Here is a 21,162-nt window from a genome sequence, read left to right as displayed (position 1 = left end):
TTTTCTATCAGGCATTCAATAAAGTTAAGCCAATCGTTAAGTAGCCGGCGTATAAACACCAAATCAAATAAGGAATAAACAAGTACATTGCTTTTTTGTCGATGCGAGCAAAGAGGATCATACAAATAATCACTGATAGGACTAACAAGACAATAATGACCGTTCCTGCCCAGTAAGCATTCCAGCCAAAGAAAACGATACTCCACAAGAAGTTTAGTACTTGCTGGATCGCAAAGAAGATATAGGCATTCTTTTTAAGCGCTGGATTGACTTTGGCTACGATCAACAGATACAACGCTGTTCCCATAAAGGCATACAAAATCGTCCAAACGATCCCAATGATCCCACCAGGAGGGGCTAAAAAGGGTTTTTCCATTTGCGCATACGTTCCAGCGATGTCTCCTGCAAACAAACTCGAGATGATTCCTGTTGCTTCGATGCCGATCACACAGACCAGCCAAATCAAAAATTTCATGTTCTCCACTCCTTCTTTTTTTCATGACTCTCTCATTTAATCGTACCATCGAATCGAAAAAAAGCAGAATAGAACGCTTAAAAAAAGAAACGCCCGTGTGGACGTTTCTTTCTTGTTCCTTGCAATTTATGCTGCTTGCTCCCCTTCTTGGGCTTCTTGCTTGACTAGTCCTGCATCATAAGAACGAGCGAATGGGAAGTAGATCAAAAAGGCCGCTTTACGTTCGACTTCCTAATCTTCAACTTCCGTATAGCCGTAGCCCTCATATAATTGAATGACTGACTCTAACGAATAAGTAGAATCTTTCGTGTCTTTGATGGTTACCAAATCTGCGACATTCACTCGGTTCTCTTCATCAAGATATAAATCTGAAAAACCAATAATTGCAGTGTATTCTTTTTTAAGTTTCCCTTCTGTTCCTCCAGAGTACTCTTTTATACTGAAAATCTTGATTAAATTACCATTGTTCGTAGTAGAACGATAACCAAATAAATTTTGACTGTCGTTATCTTCTCTAGTGAATTGGCGATAAAGCAATTTTTCTTCCTTGATCTCATAACGAGTTCCAACTTCTTTATCAACCCACCAATCCTTATACGTGCGAGTAGTTTCTTCATCGATCATTCGCTTTATATCTTCTAAATTAGCAATATCTCCCGCCTTTTCAGCGACTTCGGCAAGTCCTTTTACTTCAAACCTTGGATCAAAACTGTCCTCTAACAGGTATCCATGTTGAACCAGCCGATCTTGCAATTCAGCGGATACTTCGATTTTTGCAGTATCGCCATTTTTAAATTCTCCATCTCCAACTAATTGGAAAGGTAGTCCACCTAGTTCATCAGGGAGCGTGTTGTCGATTTGCGCTTCTCCGCGGCCGCTTACCCCATTAAAGTTGACTACGAGGTGTTTTTCAACCTCCTCACTTGTCAGCCATTTCGGTTCATCAAGTCCTTCCACCGTCACTTCTTTTTCTCCGCCTGTCAGGTTTTTCACTTTAGTCAAATCAACAGAGACCAAGAGTTTGACAGTGTCGCCGTTTGACAGATCCAAGGAATTATCAAAAGATATTTCAAGTATATCTTCAAATTCCTCATTATCATAAACGTGCATATCGTCCTCAAATTCAATTTCTAGGTCATTTTCATATAAATAGGTATGTAACCGATCATAGTTGATTGAATAAGAAGCAAATCCTCGTGTATCTAATCCTTGAAATTCAACATCAATAAAATCTATCATATCAACATTGCTCTGAGCGCACCCTGCTAGCCCTAAAAAGCTAACCATTACAACCAATACCAAAACCAACCTTTTCATTTCTTCCTCCTTATTGTTCATAATAATAAATAAAAAACGTTTATAAATACTTTTTATGACCATTTTTCAAAAATTATACCACATGTATCTATGAACAGTTAAGAAAAAAACATCTTTTCGCCTTTTCTAGTTTCTGCTTTCCTCAGACAAATGAAAACGAGGTGATCGAATAAGACGATTTTCGAAAGTCAGACTAATTATGAACTCTTCGCTGCAAACTATCGATGCTGAAAAAAAGAGACGCAAAAAAGTGATGAAACAAGTACGCTCATCACTTTTTACATCTATAATCTTTGGTGTTTTTCACTTTGACTTGATCTGCCCTCTTCAAACTTCCGTCGTTCATTTTCCACATACTTGTATAGCGCCCCGTAGCGGCTGCGGTAGCCTTTTTTCCATGGCTTCTCTTTGCCGCAAAAATGTAACAAAACGGTATGCTCGATGACCCAATCCAAACTCCATTCCCCTAAACTGATCGTTTCATAGGTACGGTTTTTTCGTACGTCATAGTTGTAGAGCTGATCAGGGATCGCCAGCACCCGATCGCCGTACAACCCATTCAAAATGTCTTGATCTGGCAAAAAGAGGTTCAAATGATTTTTCTCAATGAACGCTGCGATCTCTGCTTCTTTGACCTCTTGCCGCAGCTGGTGCACATTCATCAGCAAAACGCCTGAATTATAGTAGCCTTCCGACTCATAATTGCGCAAACGGACTTTATTGATGACTGTTGTTACTTCTGTCAGCTTAGAATGGCTGGCGGCGGCATACAGAAAATCCCCTAACGTCAGCTCATATAAGGGACGTAAATCATTGATGCACAAAATATCCGCATCCAGATACAGGATTTTTTCCACCTGCTGCGGCAAGTAATTTTGCGCCAATAATCGATAGTAGATCGACTCAGGGTAGCGGTCACTGACTGGCGCCGTTTTAAAAATCGAGCCAGAACCGATGATGACGGGATGATAGGTCATCGCCAATTTTTGACAAAAGGCCTTGAGCTCTGCACCTTGTTTCAATTCTTTTTCTTGTAAGACATAGACATCGAAGGATGCTGCTGTCGTATGACGTTTGATTGAATATAACGTTGTTTTTAATTGTTCACTGAATCGATCATCAATCGCAAAAAGTAGATTCATGCTCTTGTTCACTCCTCTGTTACTGGTTGCGTGCAGGTTTTTGGAAAAAAATCGATTGCTGTTGCACGCAGCTTCTGTTCTTCTAGTATACCCGATTTTTGGTCTTTCTTTCAGTGAAACACCCTTGCCAATCGAACCCTTGCCTTGCAGACGCCAAAAAAGCTGTTCCATCCATGGGATGAAACAGCAAAGGATCGCTTATAAATGATTGTGTCTTGAAAACAGATCAGCGGATCGTTGCAAAAGCTTTTGACCACAACAACAATTCATCTAGCATGTCATTGACACCTGCAGCCATGTGCGCACCTGGTTTGAAGGTACTGAAATTTTCAAAATCAGTGAAGAGATTGAAGGCTGGGTTAGTCCGCACGGTGGCAACTTTTTGTTCAGCTAAAACGTTACGCAATTGTTCAGCGGCACGAATCCCACCGCCAGAACCATAACTGACGATCCCAGCTGCTTTATCAAACCATTCTTCTCGAGCAGAGTCTACGGCATTTTTCAAGGAAGCCGCAAAACCGTGGTTGTATTCTTGCACGATGAAGATATAGCCATCTAATTCAGCGATTTTTTTGTTCCATGCCATGTTTGGCTCAGCCGTTCCCATAAACGGTAAATCAAATGCCTTTACATCAACGATCTCAAACTGATGCTCTGACCGTTGATTAGCAATTTCTTGAATATATGCTCCGACTTGCGGACTTACGCGTCCTTCTCTTGTACTGCCTAAAATAATACCAAATTTCATGATAGGTTCCTCCTAAGGTTATCTTATTTTGTTTTCTTAACGATTGGCAAATGTGTCTGCCCAGTCCAATAATTCCGTCAACATATCGTTCATTCCTGCAGTCATATGCTCGCCAGGAGTAAAGGTGGCAAAGTTTTCAAAATCAGTGAACAAGTTGAAGGCTGGATTGGTGCGCACCGTGGCTACTTTTTGTTCCGCCAAAATCAAGCGGACTTGCTCAGCGGCCCGAATCCCCCCTGCTGAACCATAGCTGACGATTGCTGCTGCTTTGTTGAACCATTCCTCGCGGGCGCTGTCTAACGCATTTTTCAAGGAAGCCGATACCCCATGATTGTATTCTTGTACGATGAAGAGGTAGCCGTCTAATTCAGCGATTTTTTCGTTCCACGCTTGGTTCGCTTCGCCTGTACCCATAAAGGGCAAGTCGTAGTCTTTGATATCAATGATTTCAAACGAGCGGTCGCTATGTGCGCGTGCTGTTTGTAACACGTAATTGGCTACTTGCGGACTCACGCGGCCTTCTCTCGTACTGCCAACGATGATTCCGATTTTTTGCGCTTTTTTCTTTTCCGGGGTGCGATAGACCTCTTTCATTACTTCTTTTTCAATTATTTGTTCTTTTTTCCCAAATCCAAAGACCATTCTTTTGTACTCCTTTTGTTGTGTTTTCTTTAACGATGGACTCAGCATACCAAACTTACTTTTAGTAAGTCAATCATTCTGCTTACTTTTTGTTAGAAAAAAATCTCAACTGCTTCTTATTGACATTCGTTCGGTACCGAACTATAATCAACTCAACGATATCGTTAGGTACCGAACGATAAACCAAAAGGAGTGTGCACCATGAGTACAATGACCGACCACTTAATGAAACAGCTTCGTTTTATCAGCGAAGCCAGCAATGCCTTTATGAGTCAAAACAACCAGCGCCTTTCGGGACAGCAACGTGTCCTGGCCGTTTTAAATTTAGAAGACGGCTTGGTGCAAAGTTATCTTGCAGAAGTCTTAGACCTGCGGCCAAGCTCTCTAGCGGAACTATTGAAGAAAATGGAAAATAGTGGCGATATTCATCGCAAAGAAGATGCTGCTGACAAACGGATCAAACGAATCTATCTGACAGAAACTGGCCGAAAAAAAGCAGAAAAATTACTGGCACAAAAAGAAGCCACCAGCAGTCAGTCGTTTTTTGCTGGGCTCTCAGAGGAGGAACAAACCGAGTTTGCCCGTCTGCTTGAAAACATCGCCGCTGGGTGGGAGACGGACTTCCAACAGCAGGCACAACGCTTTATTGACCCAATGGATCGTTTGCAAGCCATGCAAGAGATTCGGGAAGAAATGATGAAGCAATGGGGCGGAAATTGGCAGGAAATGACGAATGACGAGCGCCGAAAAATGAGGCAACAAATGAAAGATACTTGGCAAGAAATGGGCGTTGATGAGCGACGCAAAATGAAAAAACAGATCAAGGAAGCCATGCGACAAATGCCGTTTCCTGGACATCGCGGCATGGTTGGCAATCGACCATTTGGACCATTTGATAATAGCGAGGCGAATGATCCACGGTACACATGGGTAAAAGGCAATTTTTTTGATGCCTACGGGTTTGGACAAGGCCGCAAAGCAAGACCGACTTCCACTTCTAAAGACGAAGCAGCCGAGGAGGATTGGCAGGATTTCTAATAACACCTAATTAAAAAGAAAAAGCGGTGAGCCATCTTGCTTGCTGCGGAGGAAAACGAATGGAAACAACGACACCAACAGTGAACAAAAACAAATTTAAAATGAAAGACTTTATCCACCTGATCGTCAGTGTTAATCCTAAGAAAGGCTTGTTTCTTTTAGGGATGCTCTTTAGCCTGATCACAAGTGCCGCCAGTTTGGTCGTGCCGCAGCTGACGAAAACGCTAGTCGATGCCAGCGGCACCCCCACGTTCAGCACCTCCATGCTAGTCGTTTTGATCCTAGCCTTTGTGCTGCAATTAGGCGTAGGGACTTTAGGCGGCTTTCTCTTGCGCTATGTGGGAGAAAGTGCTGTGAAAACGTTGCGGGAACGTCTTTGGAAACATCTGCTGCATTTGCCAGTCAGCTATTTTGATGACCACAAGTCGGGGGAAAGCAGTTCACGACTCGTCAATGATACTTCAGTGATCAAAGAACTAGTCACCTCGCAATTTCCCAGCTTTGTCACTGGCTTGATCCAATTGGTCGGTTCGATGATCATCTTGTTTTTGATGGATTGGAAGATGGCTGCGATCATGTTCAGTGCGGTGCCTTTGATCACCTTGATCATGTGGCCGATCGGCAAGATCATGTCGAAACTAGGACGCCAGTTACAAGCAGCGACCGCCGATTTCAATGCGGATGCCAGCGAAAAACTCTCGGAGATCCGTTTAATCAAAGCCAGCAACGGAGAAGCCAGTGAACAAGAAAACGGTCGGCGCAACATTGGGGTAATTTTTACCCTCGGGGTCAAGGATGCGAAAGTCAGTGCGATTTTGCAGCCAATTATGACGACGGCCATGCTGGGCTTACTCGTAGGAATCCTCGGTTATGGCGCGATCCGTGTGCAAGCCGGCACCTTGACGAGTGGCGCATTGATCGCTTTTCTACTGTATCTCTTTAATATTATTGCGCCTGTGACGACGTTTGCGATGTTCTTTTCACAAGTCCAAAAAGCGATGGGTGCTACGGAACGGATCCAAGAAATTTTGGATACGCCGCTAGAACCAATTCAAGCAGCACCCAAAGCCGCCATCGATGGAGCAGTCTTACGGGCAGAACAGATCGATTTCAGTTACGATCCCAAACGGCCGATTTTGCAAAACATTTCTTTTGAAGCCAAACCCAACACCGTGATTGCTTTTGCAGGACCAAGCGGCGGCGGAAAATCCACGATTTTTGCTTTACTGGAACGCTTTTATGAGCCCACCAGCGGGCGCTTGCTGATTGGTGAACAGCCGATAGCTGACATTGATCTGCAAAACTGGCGGGCACAAATCGGCTATGTTTCCCAAGACAGTGCGGTCTTTGCTGGTACGATTCGGGAAAACTTGCAATACGGATTGGGCCGAACGCTGTCAGAGGAGGAATTGTGGCAAGGACTGGCATTGGCTTATGCCGATCAGTTCGTCCAAGAGTTCCCCGAAAAACTAGAAACACAAATCGGCGAACGCGGCGTCAAACTATCTGGCGGGCAAAAACAACGGATCGCCATCGCTCGAGCATTCTTGCGAGACCCCAAGCTGCTGATGCTAGATGAAGCGACCGCCAGCCTAGATTCTCAGTCAGAAGAAAAAGTCCAGCGGGCGTTGGATCATTTGATGGAAGGACGTACGACATTAGTGATCGCTCATCGCTTATCGACCATCGTGGATGCTGACCAAATCTACTTCATAGAAAAAGGCACCATTACTGGTCAAGGTACCCATGCAGAATTGATCAACAACCACCCGCTTTATGCTGCCTATGTCAATGAACAAATGATCAACTAATCGAAAAAACTGCTTATTGACGGATAAGCAGTTTTTTTCTATTAGCCAACGGCTGAATGTTGCTTCTCTTCACGCGTTCCAGGCACTTGATTTACTCGCTGTAATTCTTTCAGCACCTGATTTTCTGCCCGCAAAAAATCCCGTTCGCTTTGGGCAGTAGCAAGCTTTCCTTGATAAACTAAGACTTCTTCTTGGTAAGTTTTAGCGGTCTTTTGGACTTCATCTTCTAACTGATCGATTTTATGGGTCAATTCTTGATTGATCTGTTCATATTTTAGGTAAAGCTTCTGGGCATTTTCGATATTCGTTTGTTCCAAATTCGCTTTGCTGGATACTCGGGTAGCCAAATAAGTAAGTACACCAGTAATGAGTGACGGCAAGACAACTGTTACGATCGATGTATCCATGATCCTCCCCCATTCTTTTTGATACAATTCATATCATCTGTTTCCAGTATAAAAGATACGATTCGTATCGTCAACTGATGTGATATTTTTTATATCAAATAATACAAAAATAGATACAAATTATATCTAACGTGCTATACTACAAAAAAGGAGGCGATCACTCATGCTTGGCGAACGGCTAAGAACACTCAGACTACGAACCAATCAAACCCAACAGCAGATCGCAGATCAGCTGGGAATCACTCGCGCAGCGTATTCTCATTTCGAAAATGATCGTAACGAACCCGATGGCGAGACCATCGTCAAACTCGCGGAGATTTTTCAAGTATCCACCGATTTTTTATTAGGCAGACAAGTCCCGGCAGGCTTCACGCCGCCCTCTGCAAAAGTTCAAACCGTTGCGGCCCATATTGATGATGACGTCACCGATGAGCAGATGGAAGACATCCTCAGCTATATTGAATTTATAAAACAGCGGCACGCCCAAAAGGAATGATGGAAATGGATAAAGTAGAAGAACTGATGGCCGCCTACCCAGACTTGCACTTTATTTTCGATAAAAATATGCCTGATGGTCAGCAAGGATTGTACATCGATCACCATATTTACTTGAACCCTGACCAATCACAAGAAGACCTCTTGAGCACCATCGGTGAAGAAATCGGTCATTATCTGACCAGTGCTGGCGACATTACCGCCCAAGACACCAACGAAAAACGCAAACAAGAACGCAAAGCCCGCGACATTGGTTCTGCGATCGTGGTCACGCCCTATGATATCATCGCTTGTTTTGAAGAAGGCTGCAAAACATTGGCGGCATGCGCTGATTATTTAGGGGTTCCCCCACAAACCTTCAAAGACGCGGTCACGTATTATGCTCGCCGCTTTGACGGTATCAAAACCGAAGAGAACTATACCTTGTTTTTCCATATCGACGGCACGATTGAAGTTGTCAAAACCTTTGGCAATCAAAGTTAAGCCTTTTTCACACAAAAACAGACGTTCCTTTCCTGCTGCTAAGTGCAGCGTTGACGGAACGTCTGTTTTTTATCCTTGCATGTTGACCCGCATCAATACACGGTTCGGTCGATAGTTTTCTGAGGATTGATGAACCAGCGCACCTTCCTCGAAACGATACAAATTGTATCCATAGCGTTCTTCAAAACGGACCATTCCATCACCTTCATCTTCCCCGACAAACGACATACTTGCCACAGTATAGTAAGGAATCCCTGCGATCGTTCCCGTAAACGCATGATGGGTATGTCCACTGAGAATACAAGAGATTTGATACTGCTGCAATAATGCCACCAAACGATTGGCACCGGCCCATGCCGGCGTGCTTGCTTGGTCGGGCAACAAATGATGGTGCGTCACAAAAACGATCTTTTTCTCTTTGAGCTGCGCCAGCGTGGCTTGCAGCCATTCAAACTGTCGCTCATCTACGATACCGTCGGCATAGCCATAGCAGGAATTATCGAAAGTCACGATCGCCAATGTCTCCGTTTCATAGACTTGATTAAAAGGCGTATCACTGGCGGTTTCTACTGACTTGCCTTGCCAGCCTTGGCGAAAATGCCGTTTGATATCATGATTACCTAGCGTTACTACGATGGGCACTGAGCCAAAGGCTTTTTCTAAATATCGCTTCAAAGAGGCATAATCGGCAGGCGCGCCATCTTCGGTCAAATCGCCACTGATCACCACCAAATCGATCGCTACTCGCGCCTTGGCATCTTGGATACACTCTTCAAGAGGAATCAAGGGATTTTGCATAGCTGCCAGCATTCCTTGATACCCTTCTTCACAAGGCAGGTAACTTTCTCGAAAATGGATATCTGATATATGCAATACATTCATAGGTTTATCTCAATTTCTTTCTGATGATTCCAGTCAACTGGTCTAATAAGAAGACGGTCACAACGACGCCCAACAAAATAATACTTACCTTGCTCCAGGTTCTGGTTTGAATAGCAAAAATCAATGGTGCACCGATCCCGCCGGCACCGACTAACCCTAACGTTGCCGCACTGCGGACCGCAATTTCAAAATGATTCAATGCAAAGGAACTATAGATGGGTGCTAAATAAGGAACCCGCACGAAAAACATCGTCTGCCAAAAGTTGGCACCGACTGCTTGCATCTCTTCCGTCAAGCGCTCATCCATGGCTTCCATTTCTTCGGTAAACAACTTGCCCAGCATACCGATCTGGTGGACACCGATCGCCATAACCCCAGCGAAAGGTCCCGGACCTACCACACGGACAAAAATAATCGCATAAACTAGCTCTGGAAATGCCCGCAAGATATTGCAGATCATTTTGCCGACCTTCGCGACCCACGGCGCAGAAGCCCATAGGTTGGCGGCACTCAGCAAGGTCACTGGAATCGCGCAGACTGTTGCGATCATCGTTCCTAGACAAGCGATCCCGATCGTCAGTAACAACAAGCTCCACAGATCTTCCCCACTGCCGTCATAAAAGAAGGACCAGTCTGGCTGACTCAGCCCTTGCAAGACATCTCTTCCCATCGCTAAGGAAAAGGTGCTTAATCCAGAATAATCCAGCGTCGCAGCGGATAAAACTAGTAAAACAGCAAAGAGTCCCCATAACAGCCAAGTCGTTTTCTTCACTTCTCTGATCATCATAGGAAAGACCTCCTTACCCGCTCACTGAGAAAATCAACGATCGCTACCGTCAGCAAAATCGTCAAGATAATGATCGAGACCCGCTCATAATTCAACAATGCCAATGAGGCGTTCAAGATGACCCCGATCCCGCCAGCACCCACATACCCTAACACCGTCGAAGCTCGAACATTGACTTCAAAGGCATAAAAAGTATAGCTGGCAAACTGGCTGATGACTTGGGGAATGATCGCCCAAACGGTCACTTGAAATTTATTCGCTCCTACCGCCGCTGCTGCTTCGATCGGCGCAAAATCAATGGTTTCGATCGCTTGGAACATCAACTGTGAAACCATACCAAAGGTAAAGACCGCGATGGTCAAAACACCAGTGGCTTCACCGATCCCAAAAATCGCTACGAACAATGCCGCCAACAATAGATTGGGGATCGTCCGCACCAGCCCTAAGAGAAAACGCATTGGCACCGAGACCCAACGGCTTTCTGTCACGACTGTTGTCGCCAACAGACTCACCGGTATCGCTGCGACTACTCCTAAAACGGTGCCTAAAAAGGACATCTGTAATGTCTTGATCAAGGGCATCACCAGTTGCGGTAGATAGCTAAAGTCTGGGTGCAAAAAGCGAGCCATGAAAGCCGTCATCTGGCTGCGATTCGACCACACTTGGGCAAAATCAGCCCCTGTGATCCAGGCACTGCTTTGAAAAAAGAGCAGCAATAAAAGAACCAGCAGCAGGTGTTTGTACCAATTAAAATGAACTGTTTCTTTCAGTTTCATCGATTTCTCCTGCCTTTTCTTCAAAAATTGCTTTGCCATAGATTTGTTCTAAACGCTGATCTGTCAAAGCGGCTGCGTTGCCGTCAAAAACGATCGCACCTGCTTTTAAGGCAATGATCCTTGTCGCATACTGACGAGCCAAGGGAATCGAATGCAGATTGATGACAATCGTTTTGCCCATTTCTTGATTGATCTTCTTCAGATCCTCCATCACTTTCTCTGTCGTGATGGGATCTAGTGATGCCACGGGTTCATCTGCTAAAATCACCGGCGCTTGTTGGACCAAGGCACGGGCGATGGATACCCGCTGCTGTTGCCCACCACTCAACTGGTCGCTTCTCGTTTGCAGTTTGTCTGACAAGCCGACCGTCGCTAGCGCTTCTTTCGTTCTTTCGTAGTCTTCTTTCGTAAACAACCCTAAAATACTTTTCCAGGTCCCGTAATACCCCAAACGCCCAGACAAAACATTTTTTTGAACGGTACTGCGTTTGACCAAATTGAAGCTTTGGGAGATCAATCCGATTTGTCGACGAATCAAGCGCAATTCTTTTTTATTGGCTTTCGTGACTGATTTGCCGTCTATCCGGATATCTCCTTCAGTGATTGGCACTAAGCGATTGATTGAGCGTAAAAAGGTACTCTTACCAGCACCGCTCAAGCCAATGATGGCCACAAATTCACCTTGCTCAATCGTTACATCTATGTTCTGTAATCCTTTGACCCCATTCGGGTAGACTTTGGATACATTCTCAAAAGTTATCATCTGTTTTCTCCATTATGTAGGGACCGCGGCAAAGTTTCCCCAATCGGTCACGGTCTATTTCACTAAAAAATGCACTGGTACTGCGTATTCCACCTATTCCCCTAGTAAATCGCTGCACATCTCCGTGTCCCGTTATCCTTCTACCGCAATCCCTGATTTTTTACTCTGCTGCTCGTTGTGTATAATCGCGAATGGTATCGTAAGCAGAATCTGCTGCTTCTTCATACCCTTGGTGTCCCCACAAGCTCATTGCTTCGGCACCCTCTTCATCATCTGCCATGTTCAAGAACACTTCTTTGATCTGCTCTTTTAGTTCAGCATCCATTGATGGTTGGACGGCAATGGCGTCATTTGGAATATCCCCTTCGGTCAAGTAAAGGACTTTTAGGTCTTTGAATAAGTCGTTGTCTGGGAAGCTTGACGCAAAGACATTTCGTGCCCCTTGGAACACAAAGGCGGCATCCATCTGACCATTCAAGACTGCAGTGATCTCACTTGGAATATCATTCACCGTCGTTAATGTAGCATCCGTCGTTGGATCAACTCCTGCATCTTTCAACTCGGCAACTGGGTAAATATAGCCGCTGGCAGAGTTTGGACTCAATGTGGCGATTTTTTTCCCTTTTAAGTCCGTCAATTCTGTCATGTCGCTATCCGCACGGACCAAGATTTCCCCTTTGAAGGTATTGGTTTTTTCCCCTTCTAATGGCAAACCCGTCTCTGGATCATAAGCACCTAATTGAGAAGTCAAAATCGCTTCAGCTGCATCCATGTCTTTGGCTTGAACATAAGCGGCTGGCGGCATGATCCCTAAATCAACTTGTCCAGAAGCCATCGCTTCTACGATCGTCGAATAATCCGTTGCTAACGTTACTTCTACTTCACGGTCTAATTTTTTTGATAAATACTCAGCAAACGGTTTTGCTTTGGCTTGCATCGAGCCGTCATTATTGGTCGGTACGAATTGTACCACCAGCTTTTCTTTTTCGGCTGCGGCACTGCTGTCGCTGCTGCTGCTCCCATTCCCACAGCCGGTCAATGCGGCAACTAACGCAATTCCTAACATTCCTTTAACAATTCGTTTCAATGGCATTTTTTCTCCTCCTAATGGTTTGAAGCTTTCTTACATTCAAATCATACCAAGTATCCCGTCAAAATGAAGTGACACATGTCCTATTTTACCTTATTTTTACATACAATTTACATTAGTTTTTATTTATCGTTCGTGTTGAGTCAAAAGGGGAACTAAGCTATACTTAAAGAAAACCATTCAGGAGTGGCTGATTTCCATGAAAAAAATCGATGATACCGCACGCCTCAGTAATTACATTGACACATACGATCTGCAATCTTATATGGACAATGATTTGTTAGCGATGGCCACTTTGCATTCCTTTGAAAAAGAAGAGCACCTGATTCGAACGGGTACGCCTTCTGAATACTTGTATTTTCTCGTAGAAGGAACCGTGATGGTCTATTCCTTCTCTTCGGATACCCAAACGATTTGTATTGATTACGCCAAGCCAGCTGCACCTTTAGGAGAAGCTTCCTCTTTGTGGGAACTCCTGCCGAAAAGCAGTGTCAAAGCCGCTTCTGCTTGCGTCTGTGTCTGCATCCCTTTGAATCGCTACCGCAACACATTGCAACAAGACGTCCGCTTTTTGCAAACCATCTGTCAGTTGCTCAGTTCCCGCTTGAATTCGGGGATCAACTTAGCGAATTCATTGACGGAACCTGTAGAGACACGGTTGGCCAAATTTATTCTTGCGCATCAAGAAAATCAACACTTTTCCTTTCAGTTGACCACCTGTGCCGCAATCTTGAACGTCAGCTATCGCCACCTGCTGCGAACCTTTACCAGCTTTCGAGAAGACAAGCTGATCGAAAAACAAAAACAGGGCTATACGATTCTCGATTTCCCCGCTTTAGAGTCGCTTGCCGAAAATTTAAGCCATGTGTAAGGAGCAGTCCCCAAGAATGTTCGGTTTTTCCCTGAGTAGGCATCCTGATGTTGGTCTTGCTCTTAACTCGCGCTGTGACAAGCGTTTGCCACCGATTAAGGCAAGCGAGAAGGGAAACTGCGCCTTATTTTCTTACAAAAAACCCGATCCTTGCTGATATTCAGTCGAGGATCGGGTTTCTTTTGCTTATTTTACGATGGCTAAGAAGTCTTCTCCTTGCAAGACATCGGTTTGGTTCATATCCATCACATCTAAATATTGCGGGGTGTTCGTCACAACGATCGGTGTGATCGTGGATAAGCCAGCTGCTTTGATCGTATCTAGATCAAACTTCACTAACAAATCGCCGCGTTTGACTTGATCGTCTTGTTTAACAAAGACCTCAAAGCCTTTGCCGTCTAGTTCCACAGTATCCATACCAATATGCATCAGAACTTCGGCTCCATCCGTGGTGGTCAAACCAACGGCATGGCCAGTAGGAAAGAGCGTCGTGATGGTGCCATCTGCTGGCGCATATAAAGCCCCGACGGTCGGTTCGATAGCGATACCTTTTCCTAATGCACCAGAAGAAAAGACTTGGTCTTTGACTTCTGCTAAGGGAACCACTTTGCCTTCTAACGGACTGCTGAGGATCACTCGTTCTTTAGACGAACTCTCTGTGGGTGCTGCTGGCTCTTTTGCTGGTGCTGCACTGGCATCAGTTGCTGGCTGATCTTCAAAACGTAAGAAGAAGGTCAAGACAAACGCGGCGCCAAAAGCGATAGCCGTGCCGATCGAAGCTGCGATCAGACCACTTAAATCTTTCGTATCTTGTGGGATAAAGGACGGCAGACTTAGTAAGCTGACTAACCCAAAGGTATAGTTTTCGACTTGGCTGAAGCCAATGAAGGCACCACCGAGGGCACCACTGATACACGCGGCGATAAATGGTTTTTTCAATGGCAAAGTCACCCCATACACCGTCGGTTCTGTGATCCCAAAAATTGAGGTGATCGTTGAAGAAAGGGCCAAGCCTTTCAATTTCACATTTTTTGTCATAAAGAACACTGCTAGCGCTGCACCCCCTTGAGAAAGGACAGCTGGCAACAGCATCGGTACCATCGTATCGACACCAGTTTGGCTGAGGTTCAACATCATGATCGGTACAAAGCCCCAGTGCATGCCAAACATCACAAAGACTTGCCATAAACCACCCATGACAGCCCCAGCGATCAGTGGGCTGAAGTGGTAAATGCTGTCATAGGCACTACCTAACAAGTTTCCTAAAATCGTTCCTAATGGACCGACGACAATAAAAGTCAATGGCGCCATGATCAAGAAGACCGCTAAAGGCACACAGATGATCTGTAAGAAGCTAGGAATGACTTTTTTAAAGAAACGCTCCACATAGCTTTGTAAAAAGACCGCTAAAATAATCGGAATGACGGAAGACGTATAAGCACTCGCACCAATAATGACCGGAAGGCCTAAGAAACTCAACGTTTGCCCAGCCAAAGCGGTAATGTCTGGATGAACCAACGCCATCGCTAAGGAAACCGCTAGAAATTCATTGGTACGAAACTTCTTCGCTGCAGTAAAAGCCAACATCACTGGTAAATAGGTAAACAGCCCATCGGCAATCGCATACAATACGGTGTAAACCCCAGAATCAGCCGCTAACCAATTCAAGGTGACTGCCAGCGTCAAGAATCCTTTTAAGACCCCAGCACCTGCCATTGCACCTAAAAACGGCGTAAAGATCGACGAAATAATATCCACCAGTTGATTCAACAAATTGCCTTTATCGCCTTTGCTGTCTGCTTCACCATCGAAGTTCGCTACTCCATTCAATTCACGGTAAACGTCGCTGACATGACTGCCGATCACCACTTGGTATTGTCCGCCGCTTTGAACGACTTGGATCACGTCGTCGTCTTGATTCAAGCGTGCCGTATCCGCTTTGTTCTCATCTTTTAATTTGAAACGCAAGCGGGTCGCACAATGCACCACGCTGTTGACATTTTCTTTGCCGCCCACCGCATCAAGGACGCGAACGGCAATTTCTTTATTTGAACTCATTTTTTCAACACTCCTTTTTTAATAAAAAAACCCAGATTGAAAAAACGACCGTCTAACGAGTTTTTTCCTCGCTGACTGTTGTCTTTTCAATCTGGGTATTGCCTGCCTGACAGTAACAATCCGTTAATGATTGAATGTTAATTGGTTTGATCATTGACGACACGTTCGATGTGGATCGTTAAGTAGATCATTTCTGATTCACCGATCGATTTGTCGTAGGTTTTGATCAAGTACTCGTTGATCCGTTGGACCGTTTGAAACGCTTTAGGGTACTTCGATTGCACAAGGGCAAATAAAAATTCATCTTTTTCCCCCGAAAGTTCATCGCTTAAATAACGCTGCGCAAAATACTGCAAATGCGTGGTGATCCGTTGATAATTCAAGGAATCTGGGTTAAAGACTCGTCCATAAAAGCGACTGATGATCGCCAGTACGTCACGTACGATTTCTACCGCTTGCATCGTGGTTTCCATCGTGCCATTGGCTTGTTCGCTATTGACGATATGAAAGGCGATAAAGCCGATCTCCGATTCTGGCAATGTAATCCCGAAGACTTTTTCAAAATAAGCAACGGCATCTGCTGCAACCGCATACTCTTTCGGATAAAATTTGCGGGTCTCAAACAACAATGGATTCGGCAGCTCAATGCCTTCACGTGCCCGAACCAGCGCATAATGGATATGGTCGGTCAGGGTCAAATAAATATTTGGCGACAGCTCGATCCCCAAGGATGCTTCTGCATCATCCACCACTTGCTTGACGGCTTCGACTTCTTCCACAGGAATGTCTGAAAACAATTGCTGAAACTGATTTGCAGTAAAGGTATCCTTTAACACAAATTCTTTTTCGACAAAGGCTTCATCCACTGGATCGCCGACTTTTTTCTTAAACGCAATGCCGCGACCCATATAGATCACTTCCTGACCGGCATCATTGGTCGAGATGACGACATTATTATTTAAAATTTTTCCAATAATCATCGCTTTCCCTCACTCCAAAATAAAAAAACCTAGAATCTCCCCGTTAGCGCGCTGCGGTCAATTCTGGTTTTGCCTGCCGAACAGTAACAATCCTTGTAACTGAAAGAATAATAACACACCCCTGTGGCAGATGCAACCCTTTTCAAACAAAATTTCTACAACGGGTTTTTCCTTTGTTATACCATTGAAGCGTTCTCCTTGCAACATCCTTCACTACCTAAAATGATTTGTTTTTTAATAAAAAAAGGAACGGCCCAGCTGCAGCCATTCCTGATGTATCAAAGTTGCTTTCTTTGCTGTCCCATGCGCCGCTCTTTCATCGCCGTCCCTAGCGTACCATAGGTGAAGACCGCGATCCCCAGCCAAATAAACGCAAAGGCGGAAAATTGGGCCAGTGAATAGGTTTCGTGAAACAAAAAGATGGCTAACAAAAGCATGATCGTCGGGTTGACGTATTGAATAAACCCAAGCGTAATGTAAGAAACATTTTTCGCTGCTTCCGCAAACAGCAGCAGCGGAATAGCCGTCACGATCCCAGCACCCACCAATAAGAGATTGGTTTGCAAGGGATAGTTCATAAAGCCGACGGTTGAAAATCCTAAAATATACACGAGGGCAAAGGGGAAAATCACCATCGTTTCGATTGTTAACCCAGTAACCGAACTAATGGGGATTCTTTTTTTGATCAAGCCATACGTACTAAAGGAAAAGGCCATGATCAGTGAGGCATAAGGAATCGTTCCTGTTTGGATCGATAATAAGATCACCCCGATACTTGCCAGCAGACACGCCAGCATGCCAGTACGACTAAGACGTTCCTTCAAAAAAACGGTCGCTAACAAGACATTGACAAGCGGATTGATATAATAGCCTAAGCTGGCTTGCATCACGTGGCCCGCACTCACCGCGAAGATAAAGGTGAACCAGTTGATGGAGATCAGCACAGAAGCTAAAACGATCAGTCCAGCAAATGCTTTGTTCTTCCACAGCAGACGCGCTTCTTGTAAAAATTGCGTTTTCTTCCCAGAAAGCACGATAAACAACACCATAAAAACAAAGGACCACACGATTCGGTAGCACATCGTTGCTAATGGCGAAACCCCAACGATTATTTTCCAATATAGTGTGACCAAGCCCCACAAGACATAGGCAGACAATCCAAAATAAACGCCTTTATTCTTCATTTTCTCCCTGATTTTTTCCCATTAAAGCAAGCCTTTAATGAAAAAAAATACTCCTCCTAAACCATAAGTTATCTTATTATATCGAATTTTTTGGTTTTTCATAGAGTTTCATGAAATAAATCAAGAAAAGCACCCTTCAAAGAAAGGTGCCCCTCTTTATTCCAGTGGTTCTTCTGCCCCTTCTAGCCAAACGGCTTCTGGTTTCTGATCACGAATCAAGAATAGCCCCGTTGCAAACAGCAGTCCAGAAGCGATCGTCATCAATAAGAAAGAAACATTCATGCCATGAAGCAATGCACTCGTCCCTGTTAAGGTCGTGCTTTTTTGCGCCACACTATTCATGATCCCGACAAATAATGCTGTCCCGATGGCGCCTGCCACAGTCCGCAAAGAAGTCAATAACGCTGTTCCATGCGCCGTCAGTTGCGGCGGAATATTTTTATTTCCCCACGTCACGAAGGGCATCAACAAACAGCCTGTGGCGGCACAGCGCAGCATGTTCAAAACCACTGCTACCCAAATACCCGTGTGCATATGGATAAAATACATGCCGATGTTGCTCAAGACCAGTGAGCCGCCGCCAAAAAGCGTCAACAGACGGATGCCGACTTTGTCATAGATTCGCCCAGCCACGGGACTTAAGAAAGCCGAGACCAGAGAGCCTGGCAAAACGACTAATCCCGAGATCGTCGCTGATTTGCCTAAAATCGACTGCACGTATAGCGGCATCAGCATCGCCGAACCCATCAAGACCAAGTAAAGCATGATACTGCCAAAGACACTGATGGCATACTCTTTTGTTTTTAAGACCCGCAGATCCAAAAATGGAGTTTCCGCTCTTAACTGACGGAAGACAAAGAAGATCCCTGCTACCAAACCAAGCCCTAAGGTTCCTAAAACGGGTAAGCTGAGAAAGCCATAGCTGCCGATATTGCCAAAGCCTAAAGTAATCCCACCAAAGGCGAAGGCACTCAAAACAAAAGAGGTCTGATCAAATTTGCTGTTGCTTACTGGCAACACATCATCAAAAACCTTTATGGCCCAAATCAGTGAAATCAAAACAATCACGGCAACGATATAAAAAATCGCATGCCAGTTCAAGCGGTCCACGATCACCCCAGCAAGAGTCGGTGCGATCACGGGTGCCGCGGTGATCGATAGTCCATACCAGCCCATCACGACACCAATACGATTGATCGGATAGATCGATAAGAGGATCACTTGCGCCATTGCGGTCAATATTCCATTGCCTACGGCCTGCAAAATACGAGCAAGCATCATGACTAGAAAATTGGGCGCTGCAGCACAAAGCAGCAAGCCCACCAAAGCAATTCCTAAGGCAGCGAGATACAGCTTTTTGGTTGGCACACGATTCATAAGATATGCCGTCAAGGGCATAACGATCGCCATCGCCAAGGAATAACCGCTAGTCAGCCATTGTCCCGTAGTGACGGAAATCTGCAGGTCAGTGACGATGGCGGGTAAAGCCGTCGTCAAGGCGGTCGCCAACATGGATACGGCAATACATGTAATCATTAGATTAATAAAAATCAGCGTCCGCTGACGTTCCGTTCGTTGGACTGTTTCACTCAATCAACGTCCGCCTCCTTCTCAAGATAAAACTGTTCGATTTTTGCTAAGGCTTGACCAAAGGCTTGTTTTTCTTCTGCCGTCAAATAGGTCAGCATTTCTTGGTGCGCCTTACTGCGTTTTTCTTTCATTCGCTGTGCCTCTTCCTTGCCTGCTTCCGTCAGCGAAATCAGATGGCTGCGTTTATCTTTCGGATCGACTTCTTTTTGGATCAGCCCTTTTTCAGCCAGTTTTTTTAGTAGTTCGCCAGTGGATGTCGAGCGAATCGCTAAATACGCGGCGAGATCTTTTTGGGTCAACGTCCCTTTTTCGTCCAATACCAGTAGGCAATTGAACTGTCCCCGACCTGGCATAAAACGCCCATATTTTTGTTCCGCATACCGCCGATTTAATTTATACACTTCAAACAATCGTTCCACGATTTCTTGTTCGGAAACCATCGACCTTCAGCTCCTTTCGCCTCTTCACTATTTAGATAGGTACCTAGTTAAAAGTCCGCTCTCCATTTTACATAGGTACCTATCTATTGTCAAGAAAGGATTGACAATGAGAGCGGGTACAGCAACCAAAAACAAAAAAAGCATTGAAACTTACGCTTCAATACTTTCCTCGTGGTTCTTTTTCTCAGCAAACTCTGCCAGCAGTTGCCGAACTTCATCCGTTGATTTGGTATTCATCAATTTTGCCCGCAAATCACTGGCTCCAGGGAAGCCTTTGACATAGATTTTAAAGAAACGATGCAATCCTGCGATCGAGCGTGGCACCATTTTGGCGTAATGATCCTGCAAGTCTAATTGCAGCTGTAGCAAGCCTAATAGCTCTTCTGAGGTATGCTCTTTCGGTTCTTTTTCAAAGGCATAGGGATTCTTGAAAATACCCCGACCGATCATGATTCCGTCTACGCCATATTTTTCTGCTAGCTCTAAACCTTTGGTACGATCAGGGATATCGCCGTTGATCGTCAGCTTCGTTTGTGGGGCGATTCGGTCCCGCAAGGCCACCACTTCAGGAATCAATTCCCAATGGGCATCGACCTTGCTCATTTCTTTGCGGGTTCGCAAATGGATCGAAAGGTTAGCGATATCTTGTTGCAGGACATGGGTCAACCAGGCTTCCATTTCCCCTAGTTCGGTATAGCCCAAACGCGTCTTGACGCTGACCGGCAAGCCGCCAGCTTTGGCTGCTTGGATCAGCTCAGCAGCAACTTCTGGTCGCAAGATCAAGCCGCTGCCTTTGCCTCGTCCGGCAACGTTTGGCACTGGACAGCCCATATTTAAGTCAATCCCTTTAAATCCCATCTCGGCTAATCCGATACTCATTTCACGGAAATACTCTGGCTTGTCACCCCAAATGTGCGCCACCATCGGTTGCTCATCTTCGGTGAAGACTAAACGTCCCCGCACACTGTCGCGTCCTTCTGGATGACAGTAACTATCGGAGTTGGTAAATTCCGTAAAGAAAACATCTGGTGCGCCGGCAGCTTGAACGACATGCCGAAAAACGACATCGGTGACATCTTCCATTGGTGCTAGAATAAAAAAAGGCTTCGGCAATTCAGCCCAAAAATTTGTTGTCATGATTTACGCTCCATTTCTTTGTCCAAGGATCTTCTTTTATGACCCC

The 21,162-nt window shown here is 45.0% G+C and carries 22 protein-coding genes; 5 read left to right on the top strand and 17 right to left on the bottom strand.

Translation table 11 applies throughout. From position 1 onward, the window contains the following. Nucleotides 1-7: 7 nt before the first annotated feature. The 5 genes from P0G38_RS01245 to P0G38_RS01225 form a co-directional block, all read right to left on the bottom strand. A complete protein-coding gene (locus P0G38_RS01245) occupies nt 8-475 on the bottom strand; it encodes a TspO/MBR family protein (protein WP_010748985.1) in 468 nt (155 codons plus the stop codon). Nucleotides 476-706: 231 nt separating this feature from the next. Continuing rightward, entirely contained in the window at nt 707-1,792 is a 1,086-nt protein-coding gene (locus P0G38_RS01240) for a hypothetical protein (protein ID WP_195961487.1), read from the bottom strand. 284 nt (nt 1,793-2,076) lie between these two features. Continuing rightward, complete coding sequence (locus P0G38_RS01235; RefSeq protein ID WP_275853766.1) at nt 2,077-2,934, bottom strand: glycosyltransferase family 8 protein; 858 nt, start codon at nt 2,932-2,934, stop codon at nt 2,077-2,079. 226 nt (nt 2,935-3,160) lie between these two features. Continuing rightward, nucleotides 3,161-3,682 (bottom strand): NADPH-dependent FMN reductase, encoded by a 522-nt coding sequence (locus tag P0G38_RS01230; protein ID WP_275853764.1) that lies wholly within the window; start codon nt 3,680-3,682, stop codon nt 3,161-3,163. A gap of 36 nt (nt 3,683-3,718) precedes the next feature. Continuing rightward, nucleotides 3,719-4,324 carry an NADPH-dependent FMN reductase gene (locus P0G38_RS01225; RefSeq protein WP_275853762.1) on the bottom strand — a complete coding sequence of 202 codons (606 nt, stop codon included), beginning with the start codon at nt 4,322-4,324 and terminating at the stop codon, nt 3,719-3,721. 201 nt (nt 4,325-4,525) lie between these two features. Between P0G38_RS01225 and P0G38_RS01220 the strand changes: the two genes are divergently transcribed. Then, nucleotides 4,526-5,362 carry a MarR family transcriptional regulator gene (locus P0G38_RS01220; RefSeq protein WP_275853760.1) on the top strand — a complete coding sequence of 279 codons (837 nt, stop codon included), beginning with the start codon at nt 4,526-4,528 and terminating at the stop codon, nt 5,360-5,362. A gap of 59 nt (nt 5,363-5,421) precedes the next feature. Beyond that, on the top strand, nt 5,422-7,173 hold the full coding sequence (locus tag P0G38_RS01215) for an ABC transporter ATP-binding protein (protein WP_275853758.1): 1,752 nt from the start codon (nt 5,422-5,424) through the stop codon (nt 7,171-7,173). Between the two features lie 41 nt (nt 7,174-7,214). Here P0G38_RS01215 and P0G38_RS01210 read toward each other — a convergent pair whose 3' ends face one another. Beyond that, nucleotides 7,215-7,580 (bottom strand): hypothetical protein, encoded by a 366-nt coding sequence (locus tag P0G38_RS01210; protein WP_275853756.1) that lies wholly within the window; start codon nt 7,578-7,580, stop codon nt 7,215-7,217. 163 nt (nt 7,581-7,743) lie between these two features. Between P0G38_RS01210 and P0G38_RS01205 the strand changes: the two genes are divergently transcribed. Further along, nucleotides 7,744-8,076 (top strand): helix-turn-helix domain-containing protein, encoded by a 333-nt coding sequence (locus P0G38_RS01205; protein WP_005230670.1) that lies wholly within the window; start codon nt 7,744-7,746, stop codon nt 8,074-8,076. 5 nt (nt 8,077-8,081) lie between these two features. Then, complete coding sequence (locus tag P0G38_RS01200; protein WP_074536478.1) at nt 8,082-8,558, top strand: ImmA/IrrE family metallo-endopeptidase; 477 nt, start codon at nt 8,082-8,084, stop codon at nt 8,556-8,558. 69 nt (nt 8,559-8,627) lie between these two features. Here P0G38_RS01200 and P0G38_RS01195 read toward each other — a convergent pair whose 3' ends face one another. The 5 genes from P0G38_RS01195 to P0G38_RS01175 all read right to left on the bottom strand — a co-directional run bounded on the left by P0G38_RS01195 (nt 8,628) and on the right by P0G38_RS01175 (nt 12,859). After that, a complete protein-coding gene (locus P0G38_RS01195; RefSeq protein WP_275853752.1) occupies nt 8,628-9,440 on the bottom strand; it encodes a metallophosphoesterase family protein in 813 nt (270 codons plus the stop codon). Between the two features lie 4 nt (nt 9,441-9,444). Continuing rightward, complete coding sequence (gene phnE / locus P0G38_RS01190; protein WP_196044153.1) at nt 9,445-10,227, bottom strand: phosphonate ABC transporter, permease protein PhnE; 783 nt, start codon at nt 10,225-10,227, stop codon at nt 9,445-9,447. Next, nucleotides 10,224-11,003: a phosphonate ABC transporter, permease protein PhnE gene (phnE, locus tag P0G38_RS01185; protein ID WP_275853749.1), complete on the bottom strand. Its 780-nt coding sequence runs from the start codon at nt 11,001-11,003 to the stop codon at nt 10,224-10,226. Before phnE (P0G38_RS01185) ends, phnE (P0G38_RS01190) begins: the two co-directional genes overlap by 4 nt. Further along, nucleotides 10,975-11,766 (bottom strand): phosphonate ABC transporter ATP-binding protein, encoded by a 792-nt coding sequence (gene phnC / locus P0G38_RS01180; RefSeq protein ID WP_010748970.1) that lies wholly within the window; start codon nt 11,764-11,766, stop codon nt 10,975-10,977. The genes phnE (P0G38_RS01185) and phnC overlap by 29 nt, the downstream gene beginning before the upstream one ends. A 160-nt stretch (nt 11,767-11,926) precedes the next feature. Then, nucleotides 11,927-12,859, bottom strand: a complete 933-nt coding sequence (locus P0G38_RS01175; protein ID WP_005230658.1) for a phosphate/phosphite/phosphonate ABC transporter substrate-binding protein — start codon at nt 12,857-12,859, stop codon at nt 11,927-11,929. A gap of 196 nt (nt 12,860-13,055) precedes the next feature. Here P0G38_RS01175 and P0G38_RS01170 point away from each other — a divergent pair, with 196 nt between their 5' ends. Next, nucleotides 13,056-13,727: a cyclic nucleotide-binding domain-containing protein gene (locus P0G38_RS01170; protein WP_275853745.1), complete on the top strand. Its 672-nt coding sequence runs from the start codon at nt 13,056-13,058 to the stop codon at nt 13,725-13,727. A gap of 186 nt (nt 13,728-13,913) precedes the next feature. Here the strand turns inward: P0G38_RS01170 and P0G38_RS01165 are convergent, their stop codons facing one another. The 6 genes from P0G38_RS01165 to P0G38_RS01140 form a co-directional block, all read right to left on the bottom strand. Then, nucleotides 13,914-15,785: a beta-glucoside-specific PTS transporter subunit IIABC gene (locus tag P0G38_RS01165; protein WP_167823287.1), complete on the bottom strand. Its 1,872-nt coding sequence runs from the start codon at nt 15,783-15,785 to the stop codon at nt 13,914-13,916. 137 nt (nt 15,786-15,922) lie between these two features. Further along, complete coding sequence (gene licT, locus P0G38_RS01160; protein ID WP_016608476.1) at nt 15,923-16,765, bottom strand: BglG family transcription antiterminator LicT; 843 nt, start codon at nt 16,763-16,765, stop codon at nt 15,923-15,925. A gap of 278 nt (nt 16,766-17,043) precedes the next feature. After that, nucleotides 17,044-17,949, bottom strand: coding sequence for an EamA family transporter RarD (gene rarD, locus P0G38_RS01155; protein WP_213357419.1), 906 nt, complete (start codon nt 17,947-17,949; stop codon nt 17,044-17,046). Between the two features lie 156 nt (nt 17,950-18,105). Further along, on the bottom strand, nt 18,106-19,542 hold the full coding sequence (locus P0G38_RS01150) for an MDR family MFS transporter (protein WP_275853740.1): 1,437 nt from the start codon (nt 19,540-19,542) through the stop codon (nt 18,106-18,108). Then, a complete protein-coding gene (locus P0G38_RS01145; RefSeq protein WP_005230651.1) occupies nt 19,539-19,979 on the bottom strand; it encodes a MarR family winged helix-turn-helix transcriptional regulator in 441 nt (146 codons plus the stop codon). Before P0G38_RS01145 ends, P0G38_RS01150 begins: the two co-directional genes overlap by 4 nt. A 150-nt stretch (nt 19,980-20,129) precedes the next feature. After that, nucleotides 20,130-21,116 carry a tRNA dihydrouridine synthase gene (locus P0G38_RS01140; protein WP_005230648.1) on the bottom strand — a complete coding sequence of 329 codons (987 nt, stop codon included), beginning with the start codon at nt 21,114-21,116 and terminating at the stop codon, nt 20,130-20,132. Between the last annotated feature and the right edge of the window lie 46 nt (nt 21,117-21,162).

It is taken from the genome of Enterococcus casseliflavus (assembly GCF_029215545.1).
GTDB classification, from domain to species: Bacteria; Bacillota; Bacilli; order Lactobacillales; family Enterococcaceae; genus Enterococcus_D; species Enterococcus_D casseliflavus.
This window is presented reverse-complemented; position numbering and strand designations above follow the sequence as displayed.

What these genes read in the sequence shown, in the direction of transcription:
- P0G38_RS01245 (WP_010748985.1), bottom strand. Translation starts at nt 475, where the DNA reads ATGAAATTTTTGATTTGGCTGGTCTGTGTGATCGGCATCGAAGCAACA.
- P0G38_RS01240 (WP_195961487.1), bottom strand. Translation starts at nt 1,792, where the DNA reads ATGAAAAGGTTGGTTTTGGTATTGGTTGTAATGGTTAGCTTTTTAGGG.
- P0G38_RS01235 (WP_275853766.1), bottom strand. Translation starts at nt 2,934, where the DNA reads ATGAATCTACTTTTTGCGATTGATGATCGATTCAGTGAACAATTAAAA.
- P0G38_RS01230 (WP_275853764.1), bottom strand. Translation starts at nt 3,682, where the DNA reads ATGAAATTTGGTATTATTTTAGGCAGTACAAGAGAAGGACGCGTAAGT.
- P0G38_RS01225 (WP_275853762.1), bottom strand. Translation starts at nt 4,324, where the DNA reads ATGGTCTTTGGATTTGGGAAAAAAGAACAAATAATTGAAAAAGAAGTA.
- P0G38_RS01220 (WP_275853760.1), top strand. Translation starts at nt 4,526, where the DNA reads ATGAGTACAATGACCGACCACTTAATGAAACAGCTTCGTTTTATCAGC.
- P0G38_RS01215 (WP_275853758.1), top strand. Translation starts at nt 5,422, where the DNA reads ATGGAAACAACGACACCAACAGTGAACAAAAACAAATTTAAAATGAAA.
- P0G38_RS01210 (WP_275853756.1), bottom strand. Translation starts at nt 7,580, where the DNA reads ATGGATACATCGATCGTAACAGTTGTCTTGCCGTCACTCATTACTGGT.
- P0G38_RS01205 (WP_005230670.1), top strand. Translation starts at nt 7,744, where the DNA reads ATGCTTGGCGAACGGCTAAGAACACTCAGACTACGAACCAATCAAACC.
- P0G38_RS01200 (WP_074536478.1), top strand. Translation starts at nt 8,082, where the DNA reads ATGGATAAAGTAGAAGAACTGATGGCCGCCTACCCAGACTTGCACTTT.
- P0G38_RS01195 (WP_275853752.1), bottom strand. Translation starts at nt 9,440, where the DNA reads ATGAATGTATTGCATATATCAGATATCCATTTTCGAGAAAGTTACCTG.
- phnE (WP_196044153.1), bottom strand. Translation starts at nt 10,227, where the DNA reads ATGATGATCAGAGAAGTGAAGAAAACGACTTGGCTGTTATGGGGACTC.
- phnE (WP_275853749.1), bottom strand. Translation starts at nt 11,003, where the DNA reads ATGAAACTGAAAGAAACAGTTCATTTTAATTGGTACAAACACCTGCTG.
- phnC (WP_010748970.1), bottom strand. Translation starts at nt 11,766, where the DNA reads ATGATAACTTTTGAGAATGTATCCAAAGTCTACCCGAATGGGGTCAAA.
- P0G38_RS01175 (WP_005230658.1), bottom strand. Translation starts at nt 12,859, where the DNA reads ATGCCATTGAAACGAATTGTTAAAGGAATGTTAGGAATTGCGTTAGTT.
- P0G38_RS01170 (WP_275853745.1), top strand. Translation starts at nt 13,056, where the DNA reads ATGAAAAAAATCGATGATACCGCACGCCTCAGTAATTACATTGACACA.
- P0G38_RS01165 (WP_167823287.1), bottom strand. Translation starts at nt 15,785, where the DNA reads ATGAGTTCAAATAAAGAAATTGCCGTTCGCGTCCTTGATGCGGTGGGC.
- licT (WP_016608476.1), bottom strand. Translation starts at nt 16,765, where the DNA reads ATGATTATTGGAAAAATTTTAAATAATAATGTCGTCATCTCGACCAAT.
- rarD (WP_213357419.1), bottom strand. Translation starts at nt 17,949, where the DNA reads ATGAAGAATAAAGGCGTTTATTTTGGATTGTCTGCCTATGTCTTGTGG.
- P0G38_RS01145 (WP_005230651.1), bottom strand. Translation starts at nt 19,979, where the DNA reads ATGGTTTCCGAACAAGAAATCGTGGAACGATTGTTTGAAGTGTATAAA.
- P0G38_RS01140 (WP_005230648.1), bottom strand. Translation starts at nt 21,116, where the DNA reads ATGACAACAAATTTTTGGGCTGAATTGCCGAAGCCTTTTTTTATTCTA.